At 46.4% G+C, this 20,481-nt stretch carries 14 protein-coding genes and 1 tRNA gene; 9 read left to right on the top strand and 6 right to left on the bottom strand.

Annotated features, from left to right (window positions below; all coding sequences use genetic code 11):
- Positions 1-35 precede the first annotated feature (35 nt).
- The 5 genes from QE390_RS06150 to QE390_RS06130 all read right to left on the bottom strand — a co-directional run bounded on the left by QE390_RS06150 (position 36) and on the right by QE390_RS06130 (position 6,330).
- Positions 36-3,185: an efflux RND transporter permease subunit gene (locus QE390_RS06150; RefSeq protein ID WP_307141500.1), complete on the bottom strand. Its 3,150-nt coding sequence runs from the start codon at positions 3,183-3,185 to the stop codon at positions 36-38.
- A 43-nt stretch (positions 3,186-3,228) separates the two neighbouring features.
- Positions 3,229-3,531, bottom strand: a complete 303-nt coding sequence (locus tag QE390_RS06145; RefSeq protein ID WP_106636988.1) for a DUF190 domain-containing protein — start codon at positions 3,529-3,531, stop codon at positions 3,229-3,231.
- 113 nt (positions 3,532-3,644) lie between these two features.
- The gene (locus QE390_RS06140) at positions 3,645-4,604 is read right to left on the bottom strand and encodes an efflux RND transporter periplasmic adaptor subunit (RefSeq protein ID WP_307141499.1); all 960 of its coding nucleotides are present in this window, start codon (positions 4,602-4,604) and stop codon (positions 3,645-3,647) included.
- Positions 4,604-5,842 (bottom strand): TolC family protein, encoded by a 1,239-nt coding sequence (locus tag QE390_RS06135; RefSeq protein ID WP_307141498.1) that lies wholly within the window; start codon positions 5,840-5,842, stop codon positions 4,604-4,606. The genes QE390_RS06140 and QE390_RS06135 overlap by 1 nt, the downstream gene beginning before the upstream one ends.
- A 415-nt stretch (positions 5,843-6,257) precedes the next feature.
- Positions 6,258-6,330: transfer RNA gene (locus QE390_RS06130), tRNA-Phe, on the bottom strand.
- Positions 6,331-6,631: 301 nt separating this feature from the next.
- On the opposite strand from QE390_RS06130, the gene QE390_RS06125 reads away from it, so the two are divergent.
- From QE390_RS06125 to QE390_RS06110, 4 genes are all read left to right on the top strand, one after another.
- A complete protein-coding gene (locus QE390_RS06125; protein ID WP_106636985.1) occupies positions 6,632-7,636 on the top strand; it encodes a sugar phosphate nucleotidyltransferase in 1,005 nt (334 codons plus the stop codon).
- 301 nt (positions 7,637-7,937) lie between these two features.
- Positions 7,938-9,635, top strand: coding sequence for a tetratricopeptide repeat protein (locus QE390_RS06120; RefSeq protein WP_307141497.1), 1,698 nt, complete (start codon positions 7,938-7,940; stop codon positions 9,633-9,635).
- 103 nt (positions 9,636-9,738) lie between these two features.
- A complete protein-coding gene (locus QE390_RS06115) occupies positions 9,739-10,482 on the top strand; it encodes a DUF4292 domain-containing protein (RefSeq protein WP_307141496.1) in 744 nt (247 codons plus the stop codon).
- Positions 10,483-10,534: 52 nt separating this feature from the next.
- Positions 10,535-12,151 (top strand): murein hydrolase activator EnvC, encoded by a 1,617-nt coding sequence (locus tag QE390_RS06110; RefSeq protein ID WP_307141495.1) that lies wholly within the window; start codon positions 10,535-10,537, stop codon positions 12,149-12,151.
- 72 nt (positions 12,152-12,223) lie between these two features.
- Here the strand turns inward: QE390_RS06110 and QE390_RS06105 are convergent, their stop codons facing one another.
- Complete coding sequence (locus QE390_RS06105) at positions 12,224-12,403, bottom strand: hypothetical protein (protein ID WP_106636979.1); 180 nt, start codon at positions 12,401-12,403, stop codon at positions 12,224-12,226.
- A 462-nt stretch (positions 12,404-12,865) separates the two neighbouring features.
- Here QE390_RS06105 and QE390_RS06100 point away from each other — a divergent pair, with 462 nt between their 5' ends.
- The 5 genes from QE390_RS06100 to QE390_RS06080 all read left to right on the top strand — a co-directional run bounded on the left by QE390_RS06100 (position 12,866) and on the right by QE390_RS06080 (position 20,475).
- Positions 12,866-16,006, top strand: coding sequence for a SusC/RagA family TonB-linked outer membrane protein (locus QE390_RS06100; protein WP_307141494.1), 3,141 nt, complete (start codon positions 12,866-12,868; stop codon positions 16,004-16,006).
- Between the two features lie 85 nt (positions 16,007-16,091).
- Positions 16,092-17,732: a SusD/RagB family nutrient-binding outer membrane lipoprotein gene (locus QE390_RS06095; RefSeq protein ID WP_307141493.1), complete on the top strand. Its 1,641-nt coding sequence runs from the start codon at positions 16,092-16,094 to the stop codon at positions 17,730-17,732.
- A gap of 27 nt (positions 17,733-17,759) precedes the next feature.
- Positions 17,760-18,341, top strand: coding sequence for a hypothetical protein (locus QE390_RS06090; protein WP_198555246.1), 582 nt, complete (start codon positions 17,760-17,762; stop codon positions 18,339-18,341).
- A 569-nt stretch (positions 18,342-18,910) separates the two neighbouring features.
- Positions 18,911-19,633 (top strand): ferritin-like domain-containing protein, encoded by a 723-nt coding sequence (locus QE390_RS06085; protein WP_307141492.1) that lies wholly within the window; start codon positions 18,911-18,913, stop codon positions 19,631-19,633.
- A 77-nt stretch (positions 19,634-19,710) separates the two neighbouring features.
- On the top strand, positions 19,711-20,475 hold the full coding sequence (locus tag QE390_RS06080; RefSeq protein ID WP_307141491.1) for a ferritin-like domain-containing protein: 765 nt from the start codon (positions 19,711-19,713) through the stop codon (positions 20,473-20,475).
- Positions 20,476-20,481: the final 6 nt, after the last annotated feature.

Below are 20,481 nucleotides of genomic sequence, written 5' to 3'. Positions count from 1 at the left end.
CCCTGAAAAGGTTATGAGTAGCGGTTATTCTTTTTCTATTCCAGCTCTGATTTGGGGCTGATAACAGCCGGACGGCGTCTGGCCCGGCGTTCTAACAGCAGAAATAATGGAGGAATTAATAAGGGAGCAAAAAGGAGCGTGGAAGTAAGTCCACCGATGATTACAGTAGCCAGGGGCCGCTGCACATCCGAGCCAATTCCCGAGGAAGTAGCCGCCGGAACCAAACCAATGATCGCGACAATCATAATGGCCATAATTGCTCGAAGCTGTTCTTTGGAAACTTCGTAAACGGTTTCAAATAAATCACCCCCCGCCGTTTTCGCCCGGTTAAGGGCTGAAACCAGTAAGACACCTGCCATAACTGAAATCCCGAAAATCGACACAAAACCTACCCCAGCCGATACATTGAAGTTATATCCCCGCATCAGCAAAGCGGTAATGCCGCCACCTAAGGCAAAAAGAATACAGGTTAACGTCAGGAAGGTATCCTGGAAATTTTTAAAGAGCAGGTATAAAAACAGGCTTACCACGACAACCGTCAGCGGAATGGTTAATAAAAGTTGCCCGCCGGCTCGTTCCAGGTTTTCATACTGGCCGCCGTAGATGACTTCGTAGCCTTCGGGAATGGTAACCTTTCCACTAATCTTACCCTGTACTTCTTCTACAAAGCCGCCCTGATCCCGACCCCGAATATTGGTGCGGACGGTAACCATGCGTTTACTATTGATGCGGTAAATGTTGGTTTGGCCCTGTACATACTTAATGTCAGCCAGCTCGCTCATCGGAATTAAGGCACCTGAGGCCGCCGGAACCTGCAATTCCCGAATCACGTCAATTGAGTTACGGCTTTCGGGGGTAAAACGAATGACTAGATCATAACGGCGGTCTTCATCGTAAATCGTGCCCACATCCTTACCGCCAATGGCCGCTTCAACCATGGTTTCAACGTCAGAAACATTGACGCCGTAGCGGGCCGCAGCCTGTCGATTCACCTGAATGGAAAGCTGATCCTGTGGGCCTTCCTGTTCAATATTTACCGCCACTGCTCCTTTGGTTTGTTTGACGATGGCAGCAATGCTATCGGCTTTTGTGCGGAGCAAATCCAGGTCATTTCCCACGACGGAAATAGCTAAATCTGCCGCCGAGCCCGTTACAATTTCCATAACCTGATCAATAATAGGCTGTCCCGAAGAAAAGAACGAACCGGGAAAGGTATTCTGAAGCTCGGTTTGAATCCGGGCCACGAGATCTTTTTTTCGTAGACTATCCGTCCAGGTAGCGTAATCCTTTAATCCCACGAGAATTTCGGTTCGGTTGGGAGGGAAAGGGTCGGTTCCCGTATCATTTCTTCCGGTCTGGGTAATGACAAAATCAACGGGGTAATTTTTAGCAATAATCTGCCGGATTTTAGGAGCAATTTTGGCGTTTTCCTGAATGGTAACGCCCGAAGGCATAAACGAACGCAGGAATATCGAGCCTTCATCCAGCTCAGGAAGAAATTCCGTTCCCAGTTTAACGCCCATGCCAATCATCACAAAAACGACTGCAAAACCGACGGTTAATACCAGCTTAGGTCCGCGAAGTAAGTGCGTGAGCAACCGAGCGTAGCCTTTTTCGAAGGGATTCAGGAGGAAGTTTTTATGCTCTTTTGCGGGCTTAGCCGACGGGTCCAGCGATTTTTTAAAGGCAAAAGATACCAGCACTGGGATAAAGGTGAGAGCCGCCAACATGGAACCTACTACGGCAAAAGCCAGGGTTAGGGCCATGGGTCGGAAGAGTTTTCCTTCTACCCGCTGCATGAGCAGAATGGGTAAATAGGCCAGAATGATAATGGTTACGGAAAAGAAAATTTCCCGACCTACTTCCTGAGCTGCCGAGAGGGTAAGGGGTATAATGCCCCGCTGTTTTTCTTCCTGCGTGGCCGAACGATACCTTCGAATCAAATGCTCAACCATCACGCAGGCTCCATCGACAATGATACCAAAGTCAATTGCTCCCAGGGAAAGAAGGTTAGCTGGAATGCCCGCAATTTTCATGAGCATGAAGGCAAACAGCAGCGAAAAGGGAATGGTAATGGTCACCACCAAAGCCGCCCGGAAACTACCCAAGAAGAGGACCAAAAGTACAATGACAATCGAAATGCCCTCAAACAGGGTATGGGCTACCGTTTCTAAGGAGTGATCAATTAAAAAGCTCCGGTCATAAAGCACCCGTAGGGTAACGCCTTTAGGTAAATCACGAGCCTGTAATTCGGCCATTTTGGCTTTTAGGGCTTCCAGAGCTTCGCTGGGGTTTTCGCCCCGCCGAAGCACGACGATGCCTTCTGTTGAACCCGTAATGTCAACTTTAGCTTCCCGTACATTATAGCCCAGAATACCCGAAGGAGCTGGCGGAGAGATTTCCACCCGGGCTACGTCGGATAAGAAAACCGGCACGCCGTCAATGGCCGTAAGCACGATGGTTTCAATGTCCTTGGGCGTTTTTAAAACGCCTAATCCCCGCACGGCAAAGCCCTGTCCGCCCCGGTCAATGAGGTTACCGCCCGTGTTCTGGTTATTTTTGCTGACAGCCTCCATGACGTCCGTAAGCTTGAGGTTGTACTTGCGAAGCTTGGTGGGGTCTGTTAGGATATGAAATTCTTTTAGTGGCCCGCCGAACGTTACCACATCCGCAATGCCGGGAACTTGCAGTAACTGCGGTACAATTCGCCAATCCTGTAAATCCCGAAGTTGCATGGGTGTATAGGTTGGCGGAGCTTCCACGACGTAACGGAAAATCTCGCCCACGGCGGTAGTCAGCGGAGCTAGCTCGGTGGTTACTCCATCGGGCAATTCGGCGGCGGCAATGCGTTCAAGAACCTGTTGCCGGGCAAAGTAATCCGTGACGGTTTCGTCAAAATTGAGCTGGACTACTGATAACCCAAAAATCGTACGTGATCGGCGATCCGTGACGTGGGGGGTGTTATTAAGAGCCCGTTCGATGGGAATGGTCACTTGTTGTTCGACCTCTTCGGCTGCTCGTCCATCGTACTTGGCAATGACAATGACGTTGGTATCGGCAATGTCGGGATAGGCTTCGATTTTGAGCATTCGAAAGCACCAGTATCCCAGACCCATCATGGCTGTTGCCAGGGCAATAACCACCCACCGATTCTTGAGGGAAAACAATAATAAACTGCGAATCATCGGGAATGTTAGCAAAGACTATTGGCCCAAAGCCAAGGGTCGGTTAGAAAATTTCTATGGGGTAAGCAATGATTTGAATCCGAGGAGAAAAGCTGCGAATCTCGCGAAGGGTAGCTCTTACCTTTTCCGTTTCTTCTTCAAACAGAATCACCACGGGCGGCTCGTCAAAGGAAAACAAAGCTCCGGGCTGAATAATGCGATGGTTCCCAATGCCACTAATGCCTTCAAACACCGAAGCCTGAGCAATGTCATGAGCGACCAGCCATTGCAGTAAGGTTAAGTATAAGGGATGCCCGTGAGCATCCATTTCGTCTTTATTAAGTAAAATCTGAGCCTGAAGCATCATGGTAGTTTTCAGTTTTCTGTTAAGAGTTTGCCGTTTTCGAATCAGTAAATATTAGAGGTTAGGAAAACTTGCCCCTTACTCATTCTATCATTCACTCCTTCAACATTAAAGCCCTAAAACCCGAAGCTGATGCCTTTGAGCTGCATGGCGTTTTCCGTTACCACCTGTTCTCCGGCTTTAAGACCCGAGAAAATGACCAGGGCGTTACCCGTTTGCTGGCCCGTCGTTACCGAGCGGCGTTCGTAGGTCAAGGGCTTGGTTTCCACAAAAAGATAATCCTTACCCTGAATGGTCACCACGGCGGACTGGGGAACTGAAAGGTAATTCCCTTCGGCCAGACCAAAACGTACCGTGGCAAACATGCCGGCTTTGAGTTTTCCACCTGCGTTATTAACCAGAATACGAAGTTTGATCATGCGGGTCTGAACATCAGCGATTTCGTTAATGGCCTGAAGAACTCCAGAGAATTCCTCGTTTGGGTAAGCGGTAAAGGTTAGCTTGCAGGTCTGACCTTTCTTCACGCGGGTAAGCTGACTTTCGGGCACCTCGCAAACCACCCAGGCCGTTTGAGGACGTGCTTTTAATAATAGTTCTGCCGGAAAACCACCCATTTGCAGCCGGGCTTCGTGCTCAATGACGGCGGCTTCTTCGTTATCCAACTGGGTTTCGGCTTCGAGTACATCCCGTCCCGTTCCGGCCCCGTTGGCAGCCAGATCTTTGGCCCGGCTTACGTTGACTTTAAGCGTTCGGATGTTAATGCGGTGTTGAAGCAATTGCGTGTAATGAGCAGCTAGTTCGGCATCATTAAAGAGAACCAGGTTTTGATTGGGGTTTTCCTGAGAAGCTAGTACGGTCGCCGCTACCTGAGCTGGTGCTTCAAAATGAGCCACCAGATTACTCGTGCTGGCGGTAATGGTTTTAAAGGCCGAAGCCATTTCCTTCGTAGGTAAAATGAGTATTTTGCCGTCCTGCTCAACGGTGGGGCGTAACAGTTCGGGTGGGGCTTTCTTTTCGGTTTTCTGACAGGCCATTATGCTCAGAAGCAGGGCCAGAGCTGCGATATATTGATTCATTACCATTGAGAGATTAATCCAGAACTATACAAGACGTCAACAAAACTTTTTCGGTATTCAAACAGGGCATCGTAATAGGTCTGACGGGTGTCATACCAGGTACGCTGGGCTTCGAGGTAATCCACCAGCGTGGTAGCTCCCTTGAGATACGCATAGCGAACCGAAGCCAGTACTTTGTCCGATTGTAGCAAAAGCTGCTCGTATTGCTGAAGGGTTCGCTGATGATTTTGAAAGGATGTTAAGGCATTTCTGAGTTCGACGCTGATGCGTTTTTGGAGAAAAGTAAGCTGATCCTGAGCCTGTTGTTGAAGAATTTTAGACTTCTGAATTTCCCCCTGATTCCGGCTAAAAACGGGTAACTCAAAAGTCAGGAACACACCCGCGTAGGGGATGGCATTCTGTGGGTTCCAGATGGCTCCCATTTCATTGGCTGGTTTGGCCAGTACCTGTTGAAGCTCCCTATTTCGATTAGCCGCTTCCAGACCACTGCGGGCGGCCAGTACGTCCGAACGCTGGTTCTGGGAATACGTTAATAAGCTATCTACGCTAAAAGGTGAAAGCACGGGATCGTTAATGTCAAGCTGGATACTATCGGGCTGACCCATCTGAATGGTAAGCTCGGACAGTTCATTCCGATACAGTTGTCGGGCCGTGCGAAGTTGCAGGGCATTTTGCGTAGAAAGCACTTCCGTCCGGGTAAGGTCCGTTGTACTAACTACCTGATTGCGGAGCCGCACCCGGTTGAGATAGACCAGGCTATCCAGGTTAATCTGGGTTTGTTCCAGAAGCGTCACCTTCGTAGACGCGTACCAAGCATCCAGCCACAAAAGAGCCGCATCGCGAAGTACATTCCTTGAGGTTTCCTTGACGTTATTGGCTGACAATTGAGTAAGCCCCTGAGCCAGACTTACTCGTCGGCTGCGTTTGCCGTAAATATCAAATTCTTTGGTAAGCTGGAGCCAGAACTGCCGATTTTGGCGACTTAAAAAGGTACCATCGTTGGGCAAATGCCGAGGAGAGAGTTGAAAAAGGGTTTGATTATTCAAGAAAGGATTACTCTTCAATCCAGCCGTAATTTCATCCGATTGGGTTGCGGCAACATCCAGATTTTGCAGTCGTAGGGTAGGGTTACTCTGGCGAACTTGTTCGAGGGTTTTTCGGAACGAGTACAGCGTCTGGCCCCAACTGGAGCTCACCACGAGCATTACCAACCCGATGGTCAGTGCCTGTATTCTCATGTATTAACGTTTTTGGGGATAATAAATCAGGATATGTATCAGTCTAAAACAGACTGATGCCTGATAGCGGAGATAAGACGTTAGAAGACTATGAAAGTCAAATGGCCGCTCATTTCGTTTCTTGGAAGTGGAAAAGGATGGTTTGGTAGTGTTAATTTTTGATGAAATAGTGGTAAGGAAGTGGTTGGGTTTGGGCGTATTACGTCTGGCAAAAAGAGCAGATTTAAGGGGCAAACGCAAGTAATGTAGATTAGAAGAGTATTAAAAAAAACTGGTAAGGGGATAGGAGAGCAGAGGGACTAAAAGGCAGAAATGAAATCGGATCGTTCAGGTTCTGAAAAGTATTCAAAAGTATTTTTCCAAAACATAAAACAAAAAAACGGCATTGAATTCCATCAATGCCGTTTTAGAGATGTGGTAAAGGGCGGGTTCGAACCGCCGACACACGGATTTTCAGTCCGTTGCTCTACCAACTGAGCTACTTCACCTTATTTTCTTGTCCCTGACTGGTGTGTTTTGGGACTGCAAAAGTAGTGACTGAAATAGCCGAATGCAATACCTGTCTGAAAAAATTTCCCAAAAAAGTTGTTAATGATTGATTATCAGGATGAAAAATTTTCAAAAAAATCTAAAAGCCGGATCATAACTAAAAGTTGCTCAATCAGAACTATCCCCGTATGTTTGCACACAGTCTAAAATAGATGCCATATTTTTGATAACCGCTGAATAATCAAAATCAATAGGTAGGAATTATTCACACAATCAAAGAAGCGTATTACTAGTTAAGTCATGAATATAATTATTCCCATGGCGGGGATGGGCAAGCGGATGCGGCCTCATACGCTCAGTATTCCTAAACCTCTTATTCCTATTGCCGGAAAACCGATCGTACAGCGTCTGGTAGAAGATATTGCCAAAGTTTGTGCGACTCCCATCGATGAAATTGCGTTTGTCATTGGTGATTTTGGACAGGAAGTAGAGCAACGCCTGCTGGCCATTGCCGAGTCAGTAGGAGCGAAAGGACGCATTTGTTACCAAAATGAGCCTCTGGGTACAGCTCATGCTATTTTGTGTGGCGGTGAAAGCTTAAAAGGTAACGTGATTGTTGCCTACGCAGATACATTATTCCGGGCGAACTTTCATCTGGAAACGGAACAGGATGCCATTATCTGGGTGCAGGCGGTGGAAGATCCCAGTGCGTTTGGCGTGGCTCAGGTCAATGAAAACGGCGAGATCATCGGCTTCGTTGAAAAACCCCAGACCTTTGTTTCAGATCTGGCCATTATTGGTATTTATTACTTCAAGGATGGAGAAAACCTGAAGAATGAATTACAATACCTGGTGGATCATGACATCAAAGTATCAGGGGAATATCAATTAACCGATGCCATTGAAAACATGCGTCGCAAGGGAATGAAATTTATTCCCGGTCAGGTGCAGGAATGGCTCGATTGCGGTAATAAACAGGCAACGGTTGAAACCAATCGCCGTTACCTGGAATTTGTGAGCGATCAGAATCTGATTCACCCTTCGGTGAAACTGATTAATTCCGTCGTGATTCCTCCCGTTTTTGTAGGGGAAAACGCCGTGATTGAAAATACCGTGCTGGGCCCTCATGTATCGGTTGGCAAGAAAACCAGCGTGAAAGACTCCGTGATCCGCAATTCCATCGTACAGGAAAATACGGTGATTGAAAGCGTAAATCTGGAGAATTCAATGGTGGGTAATTTCGTGCATTTGACCAGCAAAGCTGCGGATCTGAGTGTAGGAGATTATAATTCCATTACAGTATAGGAATGCTCTTCATAACGACTGAGTAATCAACTTTTTAGTTGAAAAATCAGACTAATTTTATTAATACTTTTGCTATTGAAATTATCTTCACTGGCGAAAGTATTAATTGTATTTGACCCTTCGTTGATGAAAACGAAGGGGGAGGAAATATAGGTAAGGGTATTTCCTTCAAAGAAACATTTACGGGCTACTAACCAAAGTACCCCTTTCAAAGTTTATCTATCAGCGTTAGTAATTCCGCTGGCCATAGATTGCCTCCAGTGAGTTTAAGAAGTTTCGAGCTAAACCCGCACAGCTGTGTATGAAAGCAATCGCGTTAGGGATAGTAATGGCTGTATTGAGTTTGCCAGTTTCCGCTCAACAGAAAAAAAAGAAAGAAGCCCTCACTTCGGAACAGAAGGCAGAGGCTGAACGGGTATTTACGGAGGGCATGAAATTCTTCATGCAGGATGAATATGATCAGGCTATTCCCATTTTTGAAAAAGCCCTGGAATTATCGCCTGACAATTCGGGTATTCAGTTTTCATTAGCCAAATCTTACGAGAAAAAAGGCGATACGGACAAGGCGTTGCCACTGGCCGAAAAGTCGTTCATTGCTACGCCCGAGAATCGGTACTCAACGTTATTGTTAGCGGATTTATACGAGAAAAAAAACAAGTTTGCTGAAGCGGCCAAATTGTATCAGCTCTTGTTTACCCGTTACCCCGACAATGCCGAATACGCTCTGGAGCTAGCTTCCCTCTATATGCAGCAGGATCAGTATCCTGAAGCTTTGAAGGTGTATGAGCGGCTGGAAAAATCGCTAGGGATAACCGAAGAAATTAGCCGTCAGAAACAGTTGGTATTACTCAAACAGGGAAAAGTGAATGAAGCCGTTTCTGAAGGGCAGCGTTTGATTAATTCCGATCCCGGTGAAGTAGAATACCTGGTTGAGCAGGCGGAGCTTTTAATGACGCACGACCGTTCGAACGAGGCCATCCCGGTACTGGAGAAAATTCTGCAACTGCAAAGTAATAATGCTCAGGCTCACATCATGCTGGCTGAGTTATACCGCAAAAAAGGCGACCTTAAACGCTGCAATGAAGAGTTAGCCAAAGCCTTTTCTGATCCTTCGCTGGATGCGACAACCAAGGCCCGGGTGTTGACGAGTTACATTGCCATGCTGCCGCAGGAAACCAAAAATGAAGAAGTTTTGAAGTTTGCCAAAGCACTCGTAGAAAGCCATCCTGAACAAGTGCAGGGGCACGTCATTCTGGGAGATTTGCTGGCTCAGCGGGATGAAAAAGCCGCTGCCCGGGACAGCTATATTAAGGCTGCCCGGCTGGATAAATCACTCAATGAAGTCTGGCAGCGGGTTATCCAGCTCGATGGGGATCTGAACCAAATGGATAGCGTCATTACGCACTCGGAAGAAGCTTTGGAAGTATTTCCCAACCAGGGTATTTTCTGGTACGCCAATGGCTCGGCTTACCTGGCTAAAAAGCAGTACAAAAAGTCGAGCGAATCCATGGAAGAAGCCCGGCGTTTGACAACGGATGCCAATTTACTAGGCTTTATCTACGCTCAACTCGGCGATGCCTATAATGCCATGGGTAAATTCGATGCCTCGGACCATTCCTACGAAGAGGCCCTCAAACTGAATGCCAATAACGAACATGTCTTAAACAATTACGGCTATTTTTTGTCTCTTCGAAAAGCCAAGCTAGAGAAGGCTACTGAAATGACGAGTCGGCTGGTAAAGCTATTCCCCGAAAATGCAACGTATTTGGATACGCATGCCTGGGTGCTTTTTGTGAAAGGGGATTATGCCAATGCCCGCAAATTGCTTGAGAAAGCTACCCGGTTAGATGCCTCCAATGCCACTATTTGGGAGCATTATGGGGATGTTCTTTTTCAGTCCAACGACAAAGAAAAAGCCCTTGAGATGTGGAAAAAGGCCAAATCATTGGGAGAAACTTCCGATCGTCTGGAAAAAAAGATCTCGACGGGTTCTATCTAGCCTGATCATCGCTCCAAAGGGGCCTTACGTAAAAGCAATGAAATACTGGATGTTATACGCCTTTATAATCGTTTTTTCATTAAGCGGTTGTAAGCGGCATAAAATGCAGAAATCAGCAACAGGTATTACGGTTGATACGCTCCAGAAAGGAGAAATATCGGTTCGTAGCCCGGAAAGTAAAGAGGGAGAGAACGTTAATTTCACGATCAAAGACGTGGATTTTTCGTACCTGACTACGCGATCAAAAGTTGGTTTTAAGGCGGGAAACAGCGGCATTGACAATGCGGACTTAACCCTTCGCATGAAAAAAGACAGCATCATCTGGTTTACTGCCGGGCAATTTGGCATTACCGGAGCCCGTGGTCTTATTACCCGTGATACGGTGACGATTGTTAATGTGCTGGATCGGAGTTATACCCAGTTAAGTTTTCAGCAATTAAGTGCCCGCTTCGGAATTGAGCTTAACTTTGATCTTTTGCAAGCCATAATCATTGGTACTATGCCCTGGAAATACGAGCCCAACTCGGTCTCTAAAACCAGCGAAGCTTATTGGGTTCATCAGCAAGAGGGATCTTTAGCCATCGATAATCAGATTAATGTAGAAAATAACAAGCTCATAAACGTGAAAGCCACGCAGGGAAACCGAACGCTCGATCTAGCCTTTTCTGATTTTAATTCGTTGAATTCCTTTTTGTTTCCCTTTACCAGCCAATTGCAGTTACAGGCTCAGACGGCGGATGGGAAAACAGCCCAGACCTCGATTGAGTTGCGGCATAAGAAAGTGGATTTAACGCAGGAAAAACAGAGTTTCCCTTTTAGCATTCCATCCAGGTATACCCGTAAATAAGTTGGTCTGAAAGGCTCAATTATACTGGTTTAACTATTTGTCTTTTAAAATCTTGAGTACCCCCAAACGTCATTCTATACTCCATTGGCTGCGGCGGCCCTCTCTTCTGTATCTGGGAGTAGGGCTTTTCCTGTTTTTAATGCCCATGTCGGAAGCTCAGGCTCAAAAAGGGAAGAAAAAAACGACTCAGCGTCAGCAGCCTGCCTCAAAGGCTAAGAAAGCTTCAGGGCAGAAGGCATCGGCAAAGGTCGCTCCTAAAAAGCAGCAAGTTCCCGTTAAAAAGACGACTACCCGGCGGCCCACTTCCCGGAAGACTTCGTCAGGGGGTGGAGATGAGATGGTCATCAAGCAAAGTCGTCAGCAACTGGAAGCCGAAAAACAGCAAAATCAGGAGCGAATCCGGGAAATCAACCGTGTACTAGGGCAGACCGCCACTAAAAAAACGGCCACCTTAACCGAATTGAAAGCCCTCAACAGCAAAATTGAAACCAAGACCAAGCAAATAGATCTGCTGGCTCAGGATATAAATTTATTGAATAGCGAGATGAAAGGCCTCTCGGTGCAATCGGCTGGTCTGGCCCGGGATTTAAAAAACCTTAAGAAAGAATACGCGGCCATGGTCTTTGCGGCTTCGAAAACGGCCAACACGTATAATAAACTCAGCTTTTTATTCTCGGCCAATAGCTTTAACTCGCTGGTGATGCGGTACCAATACCTGCGTCAGTATACGGATGCCCGCAAAAACCAGGCCCGGCACATTGAGCAGGTGCGGGGAGAGTTAAATACCAAGCAGCAAACCATTAAGTACAAACAGGTTCGTAAAAAAGACGTTTTACAGGCTCAGGTGAAAGAAAATGAGTCTTTAGAAGAAACAAAAGAGCGGCAGGCCGTTGTCGTCAACGAGTTAAGTAAACAGGAAAATACCCTTAAATCGGAGCTTACGGAGCGTACCAAAGCCATTAATCGACTCGATAACATGATTCGGGTTGTGATTGAACGGGAAATTCAGCGGGCCGCCCGCGAACGCGAAGAACGCCTCAGACGCGAGCGAATTGCCCGCCAGCAGGCCGAAGAACGCGAAGCCGCCGCCCGGGCCAGAGCCGAAGCTGCGGCGAAGGCTGCCGCCGCTCCAACGCCTGAAAAAGCCAAAGAAATTATCGAAAAAGCGGACGAGGCCTTAGCTAAAGCTCCTTCTGCTGAAGAGGTAGTCAAAAGTAAAGCGGAAGCCCGAGCCATTGTGGCTGCTCCCGAGGCTGAAGCCGGAGCTACTTTTGGCTCTTCCCGAGGCCGCTTGCCCTGGCCTGTTCGTTCGGGGTATATCTCTGAGCATTTTGGTGTACACTCACCCATGCCCGGAATCTCGGTGAAAAATCTGGGTGTGGATATTGCTACTAATGTTGGCGAACCCGTTCGGGCCGTTTATGATGGCATTGTTAGAAATATATTTTCACTTGCGGGCGTAGGAACGGTAGTTACGATTCAGCACGGAGAATACTTTACCATTTACGCTAAACTTTCCAATGCATCCGTATCTGAAGGTCAACGGGTAAATGCCCGGCAGGTCATTGGAACAGCGAAAGCGGATCCCGATGGAGGTGCTGAAATTAATTTTCAGATTTGGAAAGGCACTGGCAAGCTGAACCCCGAAGGATGGTTGGCTGGCAAATAGTCAATGTCTTATAAAAGCAAAAAGCCGTCCCTGCTATTAGACAGTGGGCGGCTTTTTGCCAGGTGGAAGTTGTTATTTTTTAGAACCCTCTTCGATATTTTCAATAATCTTTTCTAATAAGGTAGAATCAGTGTTAGGAAAATCGGAATTTTCTCTGGTTTCTACACTAGAAGGTTCTTCCTGATTGCCTTCATAATTAGGTTGTGGCTGGGGCTTAGGAGTAACTTTACTCCTTTCTTCATGGGTATTCATGGTCGTAAAGGTTTACTTGTTACAACTATAAGACTAAAAAACCATACCCTAGTTAAGTTATAAAAATAAATAATTCACTTATTTAAGAAATAAATTTTCCGTCTCCGTAAACCCGATCTCGTCCTACTTACCTTGCGAGCGTAGCTATTTCTGTACTGCCAAGAGGGGACTCCACTCATAAATTGACGTACGCGTCGTAAGAAGAACTTCCCAAGACCCTGCTTCCACTCTGATCCCGATCAGAATTGAAGCAGGGTCTTGTATTTGATACCTCTTCGTCAGGTGTAATAATTAAGGCTAATTGCGAAAAGTACATAAAGGGTAAGCTTTGCCAAATTATATTTTTTTGATGTGCCTTAGTACTTAAATAACCTATTGAAATTTTATAAATATACTTTTATAAAATTTTTGATAATAGGTAATATCTTTACAGCAGTTACCCCAAAACCAAAACTACCTTATATGAAAAAATCTCTGTACTTCATCCTAGGGATGATGTGCTTGGCCTGGACGTCTGCCTGGGCCCAAGATCGCAAGATCACCGGTAAAGTCACGTTTGTTGACGACGGAACGGCCCTGCCAGGGGTCACAGTGCGAATCAAAAACACCGGAACGGGTACAAATACAGATGCCCGTGGTATGTTTAGCCTTACTATTTCGGGAAGTACCACCACGCTGGTTTTTAGCTCAGTAGGTATGCTTACTCAGGAAGTAGAAGTGGGGAATCAAACGACGGTGGATGTAGCTATGGCCTCCGACGCGAAAGGTTTGCAGGAAGTCGTGGTAACCGCTCAGGGGATCGTCCGCGAAAAGAAAGCTCTGGGTTATTCAGTTACCACTTTAGAACAGAAGCAGCTCGAGAATAGGCCCCAACCCGACATTGCCCGCGTCTTACAAGGCAAGATTCCTGGTGTAAATATTACCTCTACTTCCGGGGTATCGGGTACGGGTACCAGCATCAACATTCGTGGGTTTTCTTCCATTACGGGTTCTACACAACCGCTATTTGTAGTCGATGGGGTACCATTTAACTCCAATACCAACGGTCGTGGTAATTTTACCGAGGGTGGGCAGTCGTCTTCCAGCCGTTTTATGGATCTGGACCCCAATAATATTGAAAATGTAACCGTACTGAAAGGCCTGGCGGCAACGGTAACCTACGGGGATCAGGGCCGGAACGGCGTAATCCTGGTAACGACTAAAAACGGAACGAAAAAAGCTCGTCCAACGGAGTTCTCTGTTACGCAATCTTACTTTACCAACCGGGCTCACTTACCGCATTATACTGATAAATACATCGGTGGATTTCAGCAAAACTTAGGTTACTTCTTTAGTAACTTCGGTCCAACGCTCGACGAAGCCTACGCGTATCCTTCTCAAAATAAAAACACAGCCTTATCGACACACCCTTACGCTAATTTCTCAAATGCCGCTCTGCGGGGAGCCTTTGCCGATTATGTCGCTTCCCAAGGTGCTTATCGGTTACAGATTTATCCAAATAACGTACGGGACTTTTTCCGCACGGGTCAGATTTCCAATACTTCCCTTAATATCTCGGGTGGAACGGATCGGGTGAGCTATAATATCTCGGCAGGATACAATGCTGAGCAGGGCTATGTTCCTGAAAATGGCATTAAGAAAATCACGCTGGGCACGGGCCTAAATGCTCAGTTAACCAAAAAACTACAGGTTACTACCTCATTTAACTTCACTAATACGGATCAGTATTCACCCCCGTTGAGTGGAGGTACGGGTAATAACGCTTTGAACTTCCCTTCGGTACTGGCGAACGTGATGTACACGCCGCGTCAGGTGGATTTGATGGGCTGGCCTTTTGAAAATCCTATCGACGGTAGCTCGGTCTATTTCAGAAGTGGAAATGATATTCCTAACCCCCGCTGGATTCTTAAAAATTACAAGACTACAGGTCAGGTAAACCGGGTTTTCTCGGCTACTACGTTCACCTTCGATTTAGCGAAAGACCTCACACTTTTATATAAAGTTGGTTTAGACACCTACATTGAAAAGCAGCGGTACATGCTGAACAAAGGCGGTGTGTCCTATGTCAACGGTTTTTACTCAACCTACGACATTCAGAATACGATCTGGGATAACAGTATGATCTTATCCTACTCTAAGTCCTTTGGTGAGAAGTTTAGCTTTTCGGCCCGTGCAGGCGGAAACATGCGGAACGATTACACACGTTATTCGGGTGCCAATAGTGAAAATCAGTTAGCTCGTGGTCTCTTCCGTCATAGTAATTTTATTAATAACGTTGCTTTTGACAGTGAAGTTGAGCAAACCCGTATAGGGGTTTTCGGAGAGGTAACCGCCGATTTCAACAACTATCTATACTTGAATTTGGCGGGTCGTAACGACTGGACTTCTACTGTTGAGATACCCAACCGCCGGATTTTCTATCCTTCGGCCAGCCTTTCCTTCGTGCCTACAACGGCCTTCGGCATGCATTCGGATGTAGTTAACTTTTTAAAGGTAAGAGCGGGCGTTGGAACGTCAGCAGGCTTCCCTTATCCTTACTCTACCCGAAACATCCTCGATCAGAACGCTCGTGCCTGGCTTTCTGCCAGCGGAACAGCTTTGCAGTCGCAGTCGGTGAATAACACGCTGGGTAACCCCAATCTTAAACCTGAATTACACACCGAATACGAAGCAGGTCTGGAAGGTAAGATCCTGAATAACAAAGTTAGCTTTGATCTGACGGCTTATCGGCGTATCACGCGGAATCTGATTACCAATTCTCCTCTGGATGCTTCAACGGGTTATACAGCTACGACGACCAACATTGGTAAAATCAAAAATGAAGGTATCGAAGCCAGCGTAACGATGACGCCCATTAGCCGGGGAGATTTTACCTGGAATGCAACGGTGGTTTTTAACCGTAACAAACCCAAAGTAGTAGACTTGGGTGGAACGCTTCAGGAAGTACAGATCTCAGGTTTTGGCGGAACGCTGGGTAACTACGCCGTAGTAGGTCAGCCCTTTAACGTGATTAAAGGTATCGGTTTCCGTCGGAACGAACAGGGACAGCTTATTGTCGGTGGTGATGGTTACTTATTATCTACGGCTAGTCCCGTCGTGTTAGGTGATCCTAACCCTGCTTTCACGACAAGCTTGATTAATAGCTTCTCTTACAAAGGTTTTACGCTGGATTTCATGATTTCTTACCGCCACGGCGGAGCCATGTATTCTACGACGGCAGGAGCATTGCTGGGTCGGGGAATGGTGGATCTGGCGATGGGTAAGAATGGCGGTTTTGATCGTGCACAGACCATCATTGTTCCTGGTGTGAAACTTGACGGAACTCCGAATGATATCCAGATCACTGCCTCGGATTTCTACTTTAATAACTACTACTTCTTTGGCGACGAAGGCCGTATTTATGACGGCTCGACCATTCGTTTGCAGGAGGCTTCGCTGTCGTATCAGTTCCCTAAAGCTTGGTTTAGTAGGCTAGCAATTAAAGGAGCATCGCTGTCTTTTACGGGTAATAACCTCTGGTACAGAGCTATTCACTTTCCTAAAGGACTCAATTTTGATACCGATAACCTGGGTCTGTGGTGTAGGAAATGGGCTAGGTTTTGAATTCCTGACGGGACCAAGTTCTCGCCGTCTGGGAGGTACCGTCAAGCTAACCTTCTAATCCATACTCATCCGAAAATATAAAAAGATGATCAAGAAATTAAGTTTCGCTTTGCTGGCGGCACTAACATTGAGTGTAAGCTCCTGTAAGCTGGATCTGCTCGATAACCCCAATGCCGTAACCAACAGCAACACTGATATTAACTATTTGCTTAACAATATTCAGCTGAATTATGCCACACACTTCAATCAGGTGAGTGATCCGGGCATGCGATTAACCCGAATGCTGAATCAGGGATCGGCTATTTACGAAAACGCCGTTTCGCCTAGTAACTACGATGATACCTGGAGTAGAGCGTATGCCATCTTGTTAACCGATATTAAAACGCTTATTCCACTGGCGGAAAGCTCGCAATTGTATGTACACGCGGGAATTGCCCGCACGATTCGGGCTTCGGTTCTTCTGAATCTGGTAGATATGTTCGGCGATGTGCCTTACTCCGAAGCGATTGATCCAGCCAATTTTAATCCCAAAGTGGATGCTGGAGCTACCGTTTATGAAGTGGCACTCAAGGATTTAAATGACGCTATTTCCAATTTTGCGGCTAATTCGGCGAGTAGTCCTTCGAGTGATCTTTACTTCTCTGCCAGTAAAGACAATTGGACCAGAACGGCGAATTCACTCAAGTTAAAGGCCTATCTTAACCGTCGGTTAGTAGATAAGTCGGGGTCAACTACGGCTATTAATGCCCTGATTGCTGGAGGAAAACTCATCTCGTCGGCGGATCAGAACTTTACCTTTAAGTATGGCTCGAACTTGACCAATCCTGATACGCGTCACCCGAGGTATGGGTATAGTAACACCGGAGCTGGAGATTATCAGTCGAATTCCTACATGGGAACGATGTATTACTCCAAGGGTTTCGTTGACCCCCGGATGCGGTTTTATTTCTACCGTCAAACGATTAAAAACCCGACGGACGTAAACGCTCTTCGTTGCATCACTAACTCAAAACCTAATCACTTTTCGGCGTCGGATTTCTTCTGCTTGCCAACGGATGTGGGCTACTGGGGACGCGATCACTTGAATAACGAAGGTATTCCACCCGATGGATTACTGCGGACGGCTTTTGGGGTATACCCTGCCGGCGGGCTTTACGATAACAATGCCGGAACAGGCGTGTTTTTAGGAGCCGGAGCAGGTGGAGCAGGTATTCAGCCTATTATCATGCGTTCGTTTGTAGACTTTATGCTGGCGGAATCAGCCCTGACTCTGGGTACGACGGGTTCGGCACGGAGTCTGTTACAATCAGCCGTTGAAAAGTCGATGGCCGATGTGCGAGCCATGGCCTTAGCCACCACCGAAAGTAGTAAGATTACCAGCTTCGAAGCGGCTAATAATATTGTCTGGACGACGGAAGTCAGCAAGTACGTAGCCAAAGTGCTTGAAAACTACGATGCTGCCACAACCGATGACGCTCGCCTGAACGTGATTGCCACGGAATACTGGCTGGCCCTATACGGGAATGGTGTTGAATCCTATAACCTGTACCGCCGAACGGGTAAGCCCGCGAATATGCAACCAGCGTTGGAGGCTAATCCGGGCTCTTTTCCTCGCTCGGTATATTACCCGGCTTCCTACATCAATCGTAACGCCAATGCTAAGCAAAAAGCCGGAGTTACCGTGCCCGTTTTCTGGGATAACAACGCAGCGAATCTGTTAAAATAAAGGTAAAAATTACTGATAATCAGACACATGATTGCACTGAAAAATAAACTGATCCTAGGTTTGCTGGCTACGGCTATGCTGGCCTGTAAAACCGATATGATCAACCGGATCGATACCGAAGAAATGGAAAACGGCGGTTATGTTCGCACTGTAACGCCTTACCCGGTATTATCCAGTACGTTCTTTTTTAATAAGGCTGCTCTCTCAAGCACAGCTATGAGCTTTGTTGCCGAGGCAATTACGCCTAATAAAGGAAGTTATTTATCTTCTTATGATTTAACGATTGGTTTTGTTGATAACACCCGAAGCCGGGGCAGTAACGCTTCGGTAAACCCGCTGACTTTAAAATCCATTGCCGCTTCGGCCTTTGCCAAAAACGATACAACGGGTTATCCGCGGACGGTGATTTCAGTAACGGCTACAGAGGCCCTGACTACCTTGAAGCTCCCCGCTGACAGTATAAACGTAGGGGATTACTTTGAAATCCGTGGGACGATGAAACTCACTACGGGTCAGAGCTTTAACGCTAACAATACCGGAGCCAATATTACTGGAGGAGCTTTCTATAGTTCTCCCTTTTACTACCGGGTAAATGTGGTAAGCCGTTAAGGAGAGTACCCTAGTAAACAGACGTAATCAGACCCGTTAAACGTACTTATGTTTAACGGGTTTTATTTTGTCTATATCGCTCTAGTTATTGCTTTTAATGAAGTATAAAAAGGTTAATTAAGCTGAATAAATACATAATACTTAAATTAAGTGATAGTGAAAAATTAAACGCTAAATGATAGCATAATAAGTGATTTATTTTATTCCCCCTAAATCTTGGTATATTGTACTTCTTTGAGAAAAATACCTCTCATGAGTAAGCGACAAATAATAAATTGAATCGGAAATAAATAGCAATTATTTGCTCATAATGAGTGAATTAGGCGTATGTATAAAGTGGTATTTGTTTTTTATAGGGCTTGCGGTTTAACTGCTTTTGATGATTAGTAAGTAAAAGAATACTCAATTGTGAGTCTTACTTTACAGAGTGGTAAATAGGACAAATGCAAGGACAGTGTTACACTACTATTGTTACTTTACAAATGAAATAAGTACTTACGGTTCATTTATAAAAGGTCACAATAACTAATTTATCTGGGCAATACTATTCACCTTTTTCAAGCCCATTTATGTCAATTTTTTCTTCAGACACCCCCACGTCGGGTGATCTCATTGGCTCCAAATCTTCCGTGGGCCGTCGAACGTTTCTTCGGTTTGCAGGCATTTCTTCTGTTTCTGCCATGGCTTTGACTACGCTTGCCTGCGAAGATCACAGACCTACTCCTTTAAACGGAGCGGTAGATTTAGGAGCAGGTGATGTAGGAATCATGAACCTGGCTTATTCCCAGGAACAGCTCGAAGTGGCTTTTTATTCGCAGGTAGTTCAAACGCCTTATGCGAACATCTCTTCTGAAGAACTGGCCTTCTTTACGGATTTACGCGACCGGGAGCGAACACACCTGGAGCTCTTCAAATACCTGCTGGGCGATAAAGCGATTCCCATGCTGACGCCTAACTTTTCTTCCGTAGACTTTTCCAGTCGCGAGAGTGTGTTGAAAACAGGTCATACGTTTGAAGACTTGGGAGTGGCGGCCTTAAATGGAGCCGGAAGATTTGTAACGGATATGGAGCTACTGGCTTTGTCGGGAAAAATCGTGTCGGTGGAAGCTCGTCACGCTGCTTTATTGCGTGATTTATTACACCCAAAATCGCAAGCGATGGGTTTTGCGGGGGATGATATCATCACTACGGATACGGGTTTGGATCGGGCCTTCTTGCCGCCGCAAGTTGTCATGATGGCTCAGCCCTTCATTCAGCAAAAAATTTCTGCGGAACGCCTGCCCAAGGCTTAAGGTCCGTTTTGAAGTATCAAACACACCTGTTAGGTGTTGCTTTACCCTATTCATGCATCCTTTGAACAATCCAGTCAATGAATATTTTTCAACTGTTTTCTGATATTGAAAGCGTCGACGCAGACGCTCCTGAAAAGCTCTCGTTTTATTCCAGACGGTTTTTCCTGAGAAAAGGCAGTAAAGCGGCTACGGCTGTGGCCTTACCCGTGGCTTTGGCTTCCATTACACAGGAGGCTTTTGCTCAATCAACCGAAGTTCAGGAAGTACTTAATTTTGCTTTGAAGCTGGAATACCTCGAAGAGGATTTCTACAAAAAAGCCTTGGCCGAGGCCACGTTCAATTTTGGTGCAGACCGTCCTGTTTTCGAGCAGATTCACAAACACGAAGCTTCCCACGTGAAGCTCTTGCAAACCGCTTTGGGAGCTGCTGCGGCTCCTAAACCTGCCTTGAAATACGATGCCTTTCCAGACGTATTTACTAACTATCAGACGTTTCTAATCGTTGCTCAGGCTTTTGAAGATACGGGCGTTCGGGCCTATAAAGGGCAGGCTCCCAAACTCTATAAGTTACCTGAACTGACCACGGCTTTGCAAATTCACGCTGTAGAGGCTCGTCATGCTGCTGAAGTACGCCGTTTGCGGGAAGGACGGGTGTGGGTAACCAAAAATGAAAGTGATGGAGCTCCTGCTGCCGTTTATGCGGGCGAAGAAAACACCATTCAAAAGGTAGACGTTCGCACGTTAGGACCCGGATTTTCGGATATCGTAGTGACTGAAGCGTTTGATGAACCGCTGACTAAAGAAGCGGTTCTGGAGATTGTGAAGCCCTTTGGCGTGGCTTAACAAGTG

It is taken from the genome of Siphonobacter sp. SORGH_AS_1065 (assembly GCF_030818595.1).
Lineage (GTDB): Bacteria > Bacteroidota > Bacteroidia > Cytophagales > Spirosomataceae > Siphonobacter.
This window is presented reverse-complemented; position numbering and strand designations above follow the sequence as displayed.

Excerpts from the sequence above, each read along its gene's own strand:
- QE390_RS06150 (WP_307141500.1), bottom strand. The coding sequence starts at position 3,185 with ATGATTCGCAGTTTATTATTGTTTTCCCTCAAGAATCGGTGGGTGGTT.
- QE390_RS06145 (WP_106636988.1), bottom strand. The coding sequence starts at position 3,531 with ATGATGCTTCAGGCTCAGATTTTACTTAATAAAGACGAAATGGATGCT.
- QE390_RS06140 (WP_307141499.1), bottom strand. The coding sequence starts at position 4,604 with ATGAATCAATATATCGCAGCTCTGGCCCTGCTTCTGAGCATAATGGCC.
- QE390_RS06135 (WP_307141498.1), bottom strand. The coding sequence starts at position 5,842 with ATGAGAATACAGGCACTGACCATCGGGTTGGTAATGCTCGTGGTGAGC.
- QE390_RS06125 (WP_106636985.1), top strand. The coding sequence starts at position 6,632 with ATGAATATAATTATTCCCATGGCGGGGATGGGCAAGCGGATGCGGCCT.
- QE390_RS06120 (WP_307141497.1), top strand. The coding sequence starts at position 7,938 with ATGAAAGCAATCGCGTTAGGGATAGTAATGGCTGTATTGAGTTTGCCA.
- QE390_RS06115 (WP_307141496.1), top strand. The coding sequence starts at position 9,739 with ATGCAGAAATCAGCAACAGGTATTACGGTTGATACGCTCCAGAAAGGA.
- QE390_RS06105 (WP_106636979.1), bottom strand. The coding sequence starts at position 12,403 with ATGAATACCCATGAAGAAAGGAGTAAAGTTACTCCTAAGCCCCAGCCA.
- QE390_RS06100 (WP_307141494.1), top strand. The coding sequence starts at position 12,866 with ATGAAAAAATCTCTGTACTTCATCCTAGGGATGATGTGCTTGGCCTGG.
- QE390_RS06095 (WP_307141493.1), top strand. The coding sequence starts at position 16,092 with ATGATCAAGAAATTAAGTTTCGCTTTGCTGGCGGCACTAACATTGAGT.
- QE390_RS06090 (WP_198555246.1), top strand. The coding sequence starts at position 17,760 with ATGATTGCACTGAAAAATAAACTGATCCTAGGTTTGCTGGCTACGGCT.
- QE390_RS06085 (WP_307141492.1), top strand. The coding sequence starts at position 18,911 with ATGTCAATTTTTTCTTCAGACACCCCCACGTCGGGTGATCTCATTGGC.
- QE390_RS06080 (WP_307141491.1), top strand. The coding sequence starts at position 19,711 with ATGAATATTTTTCAACTGTTTTCTGATATTGAAAGCGTCGACGCAGAC.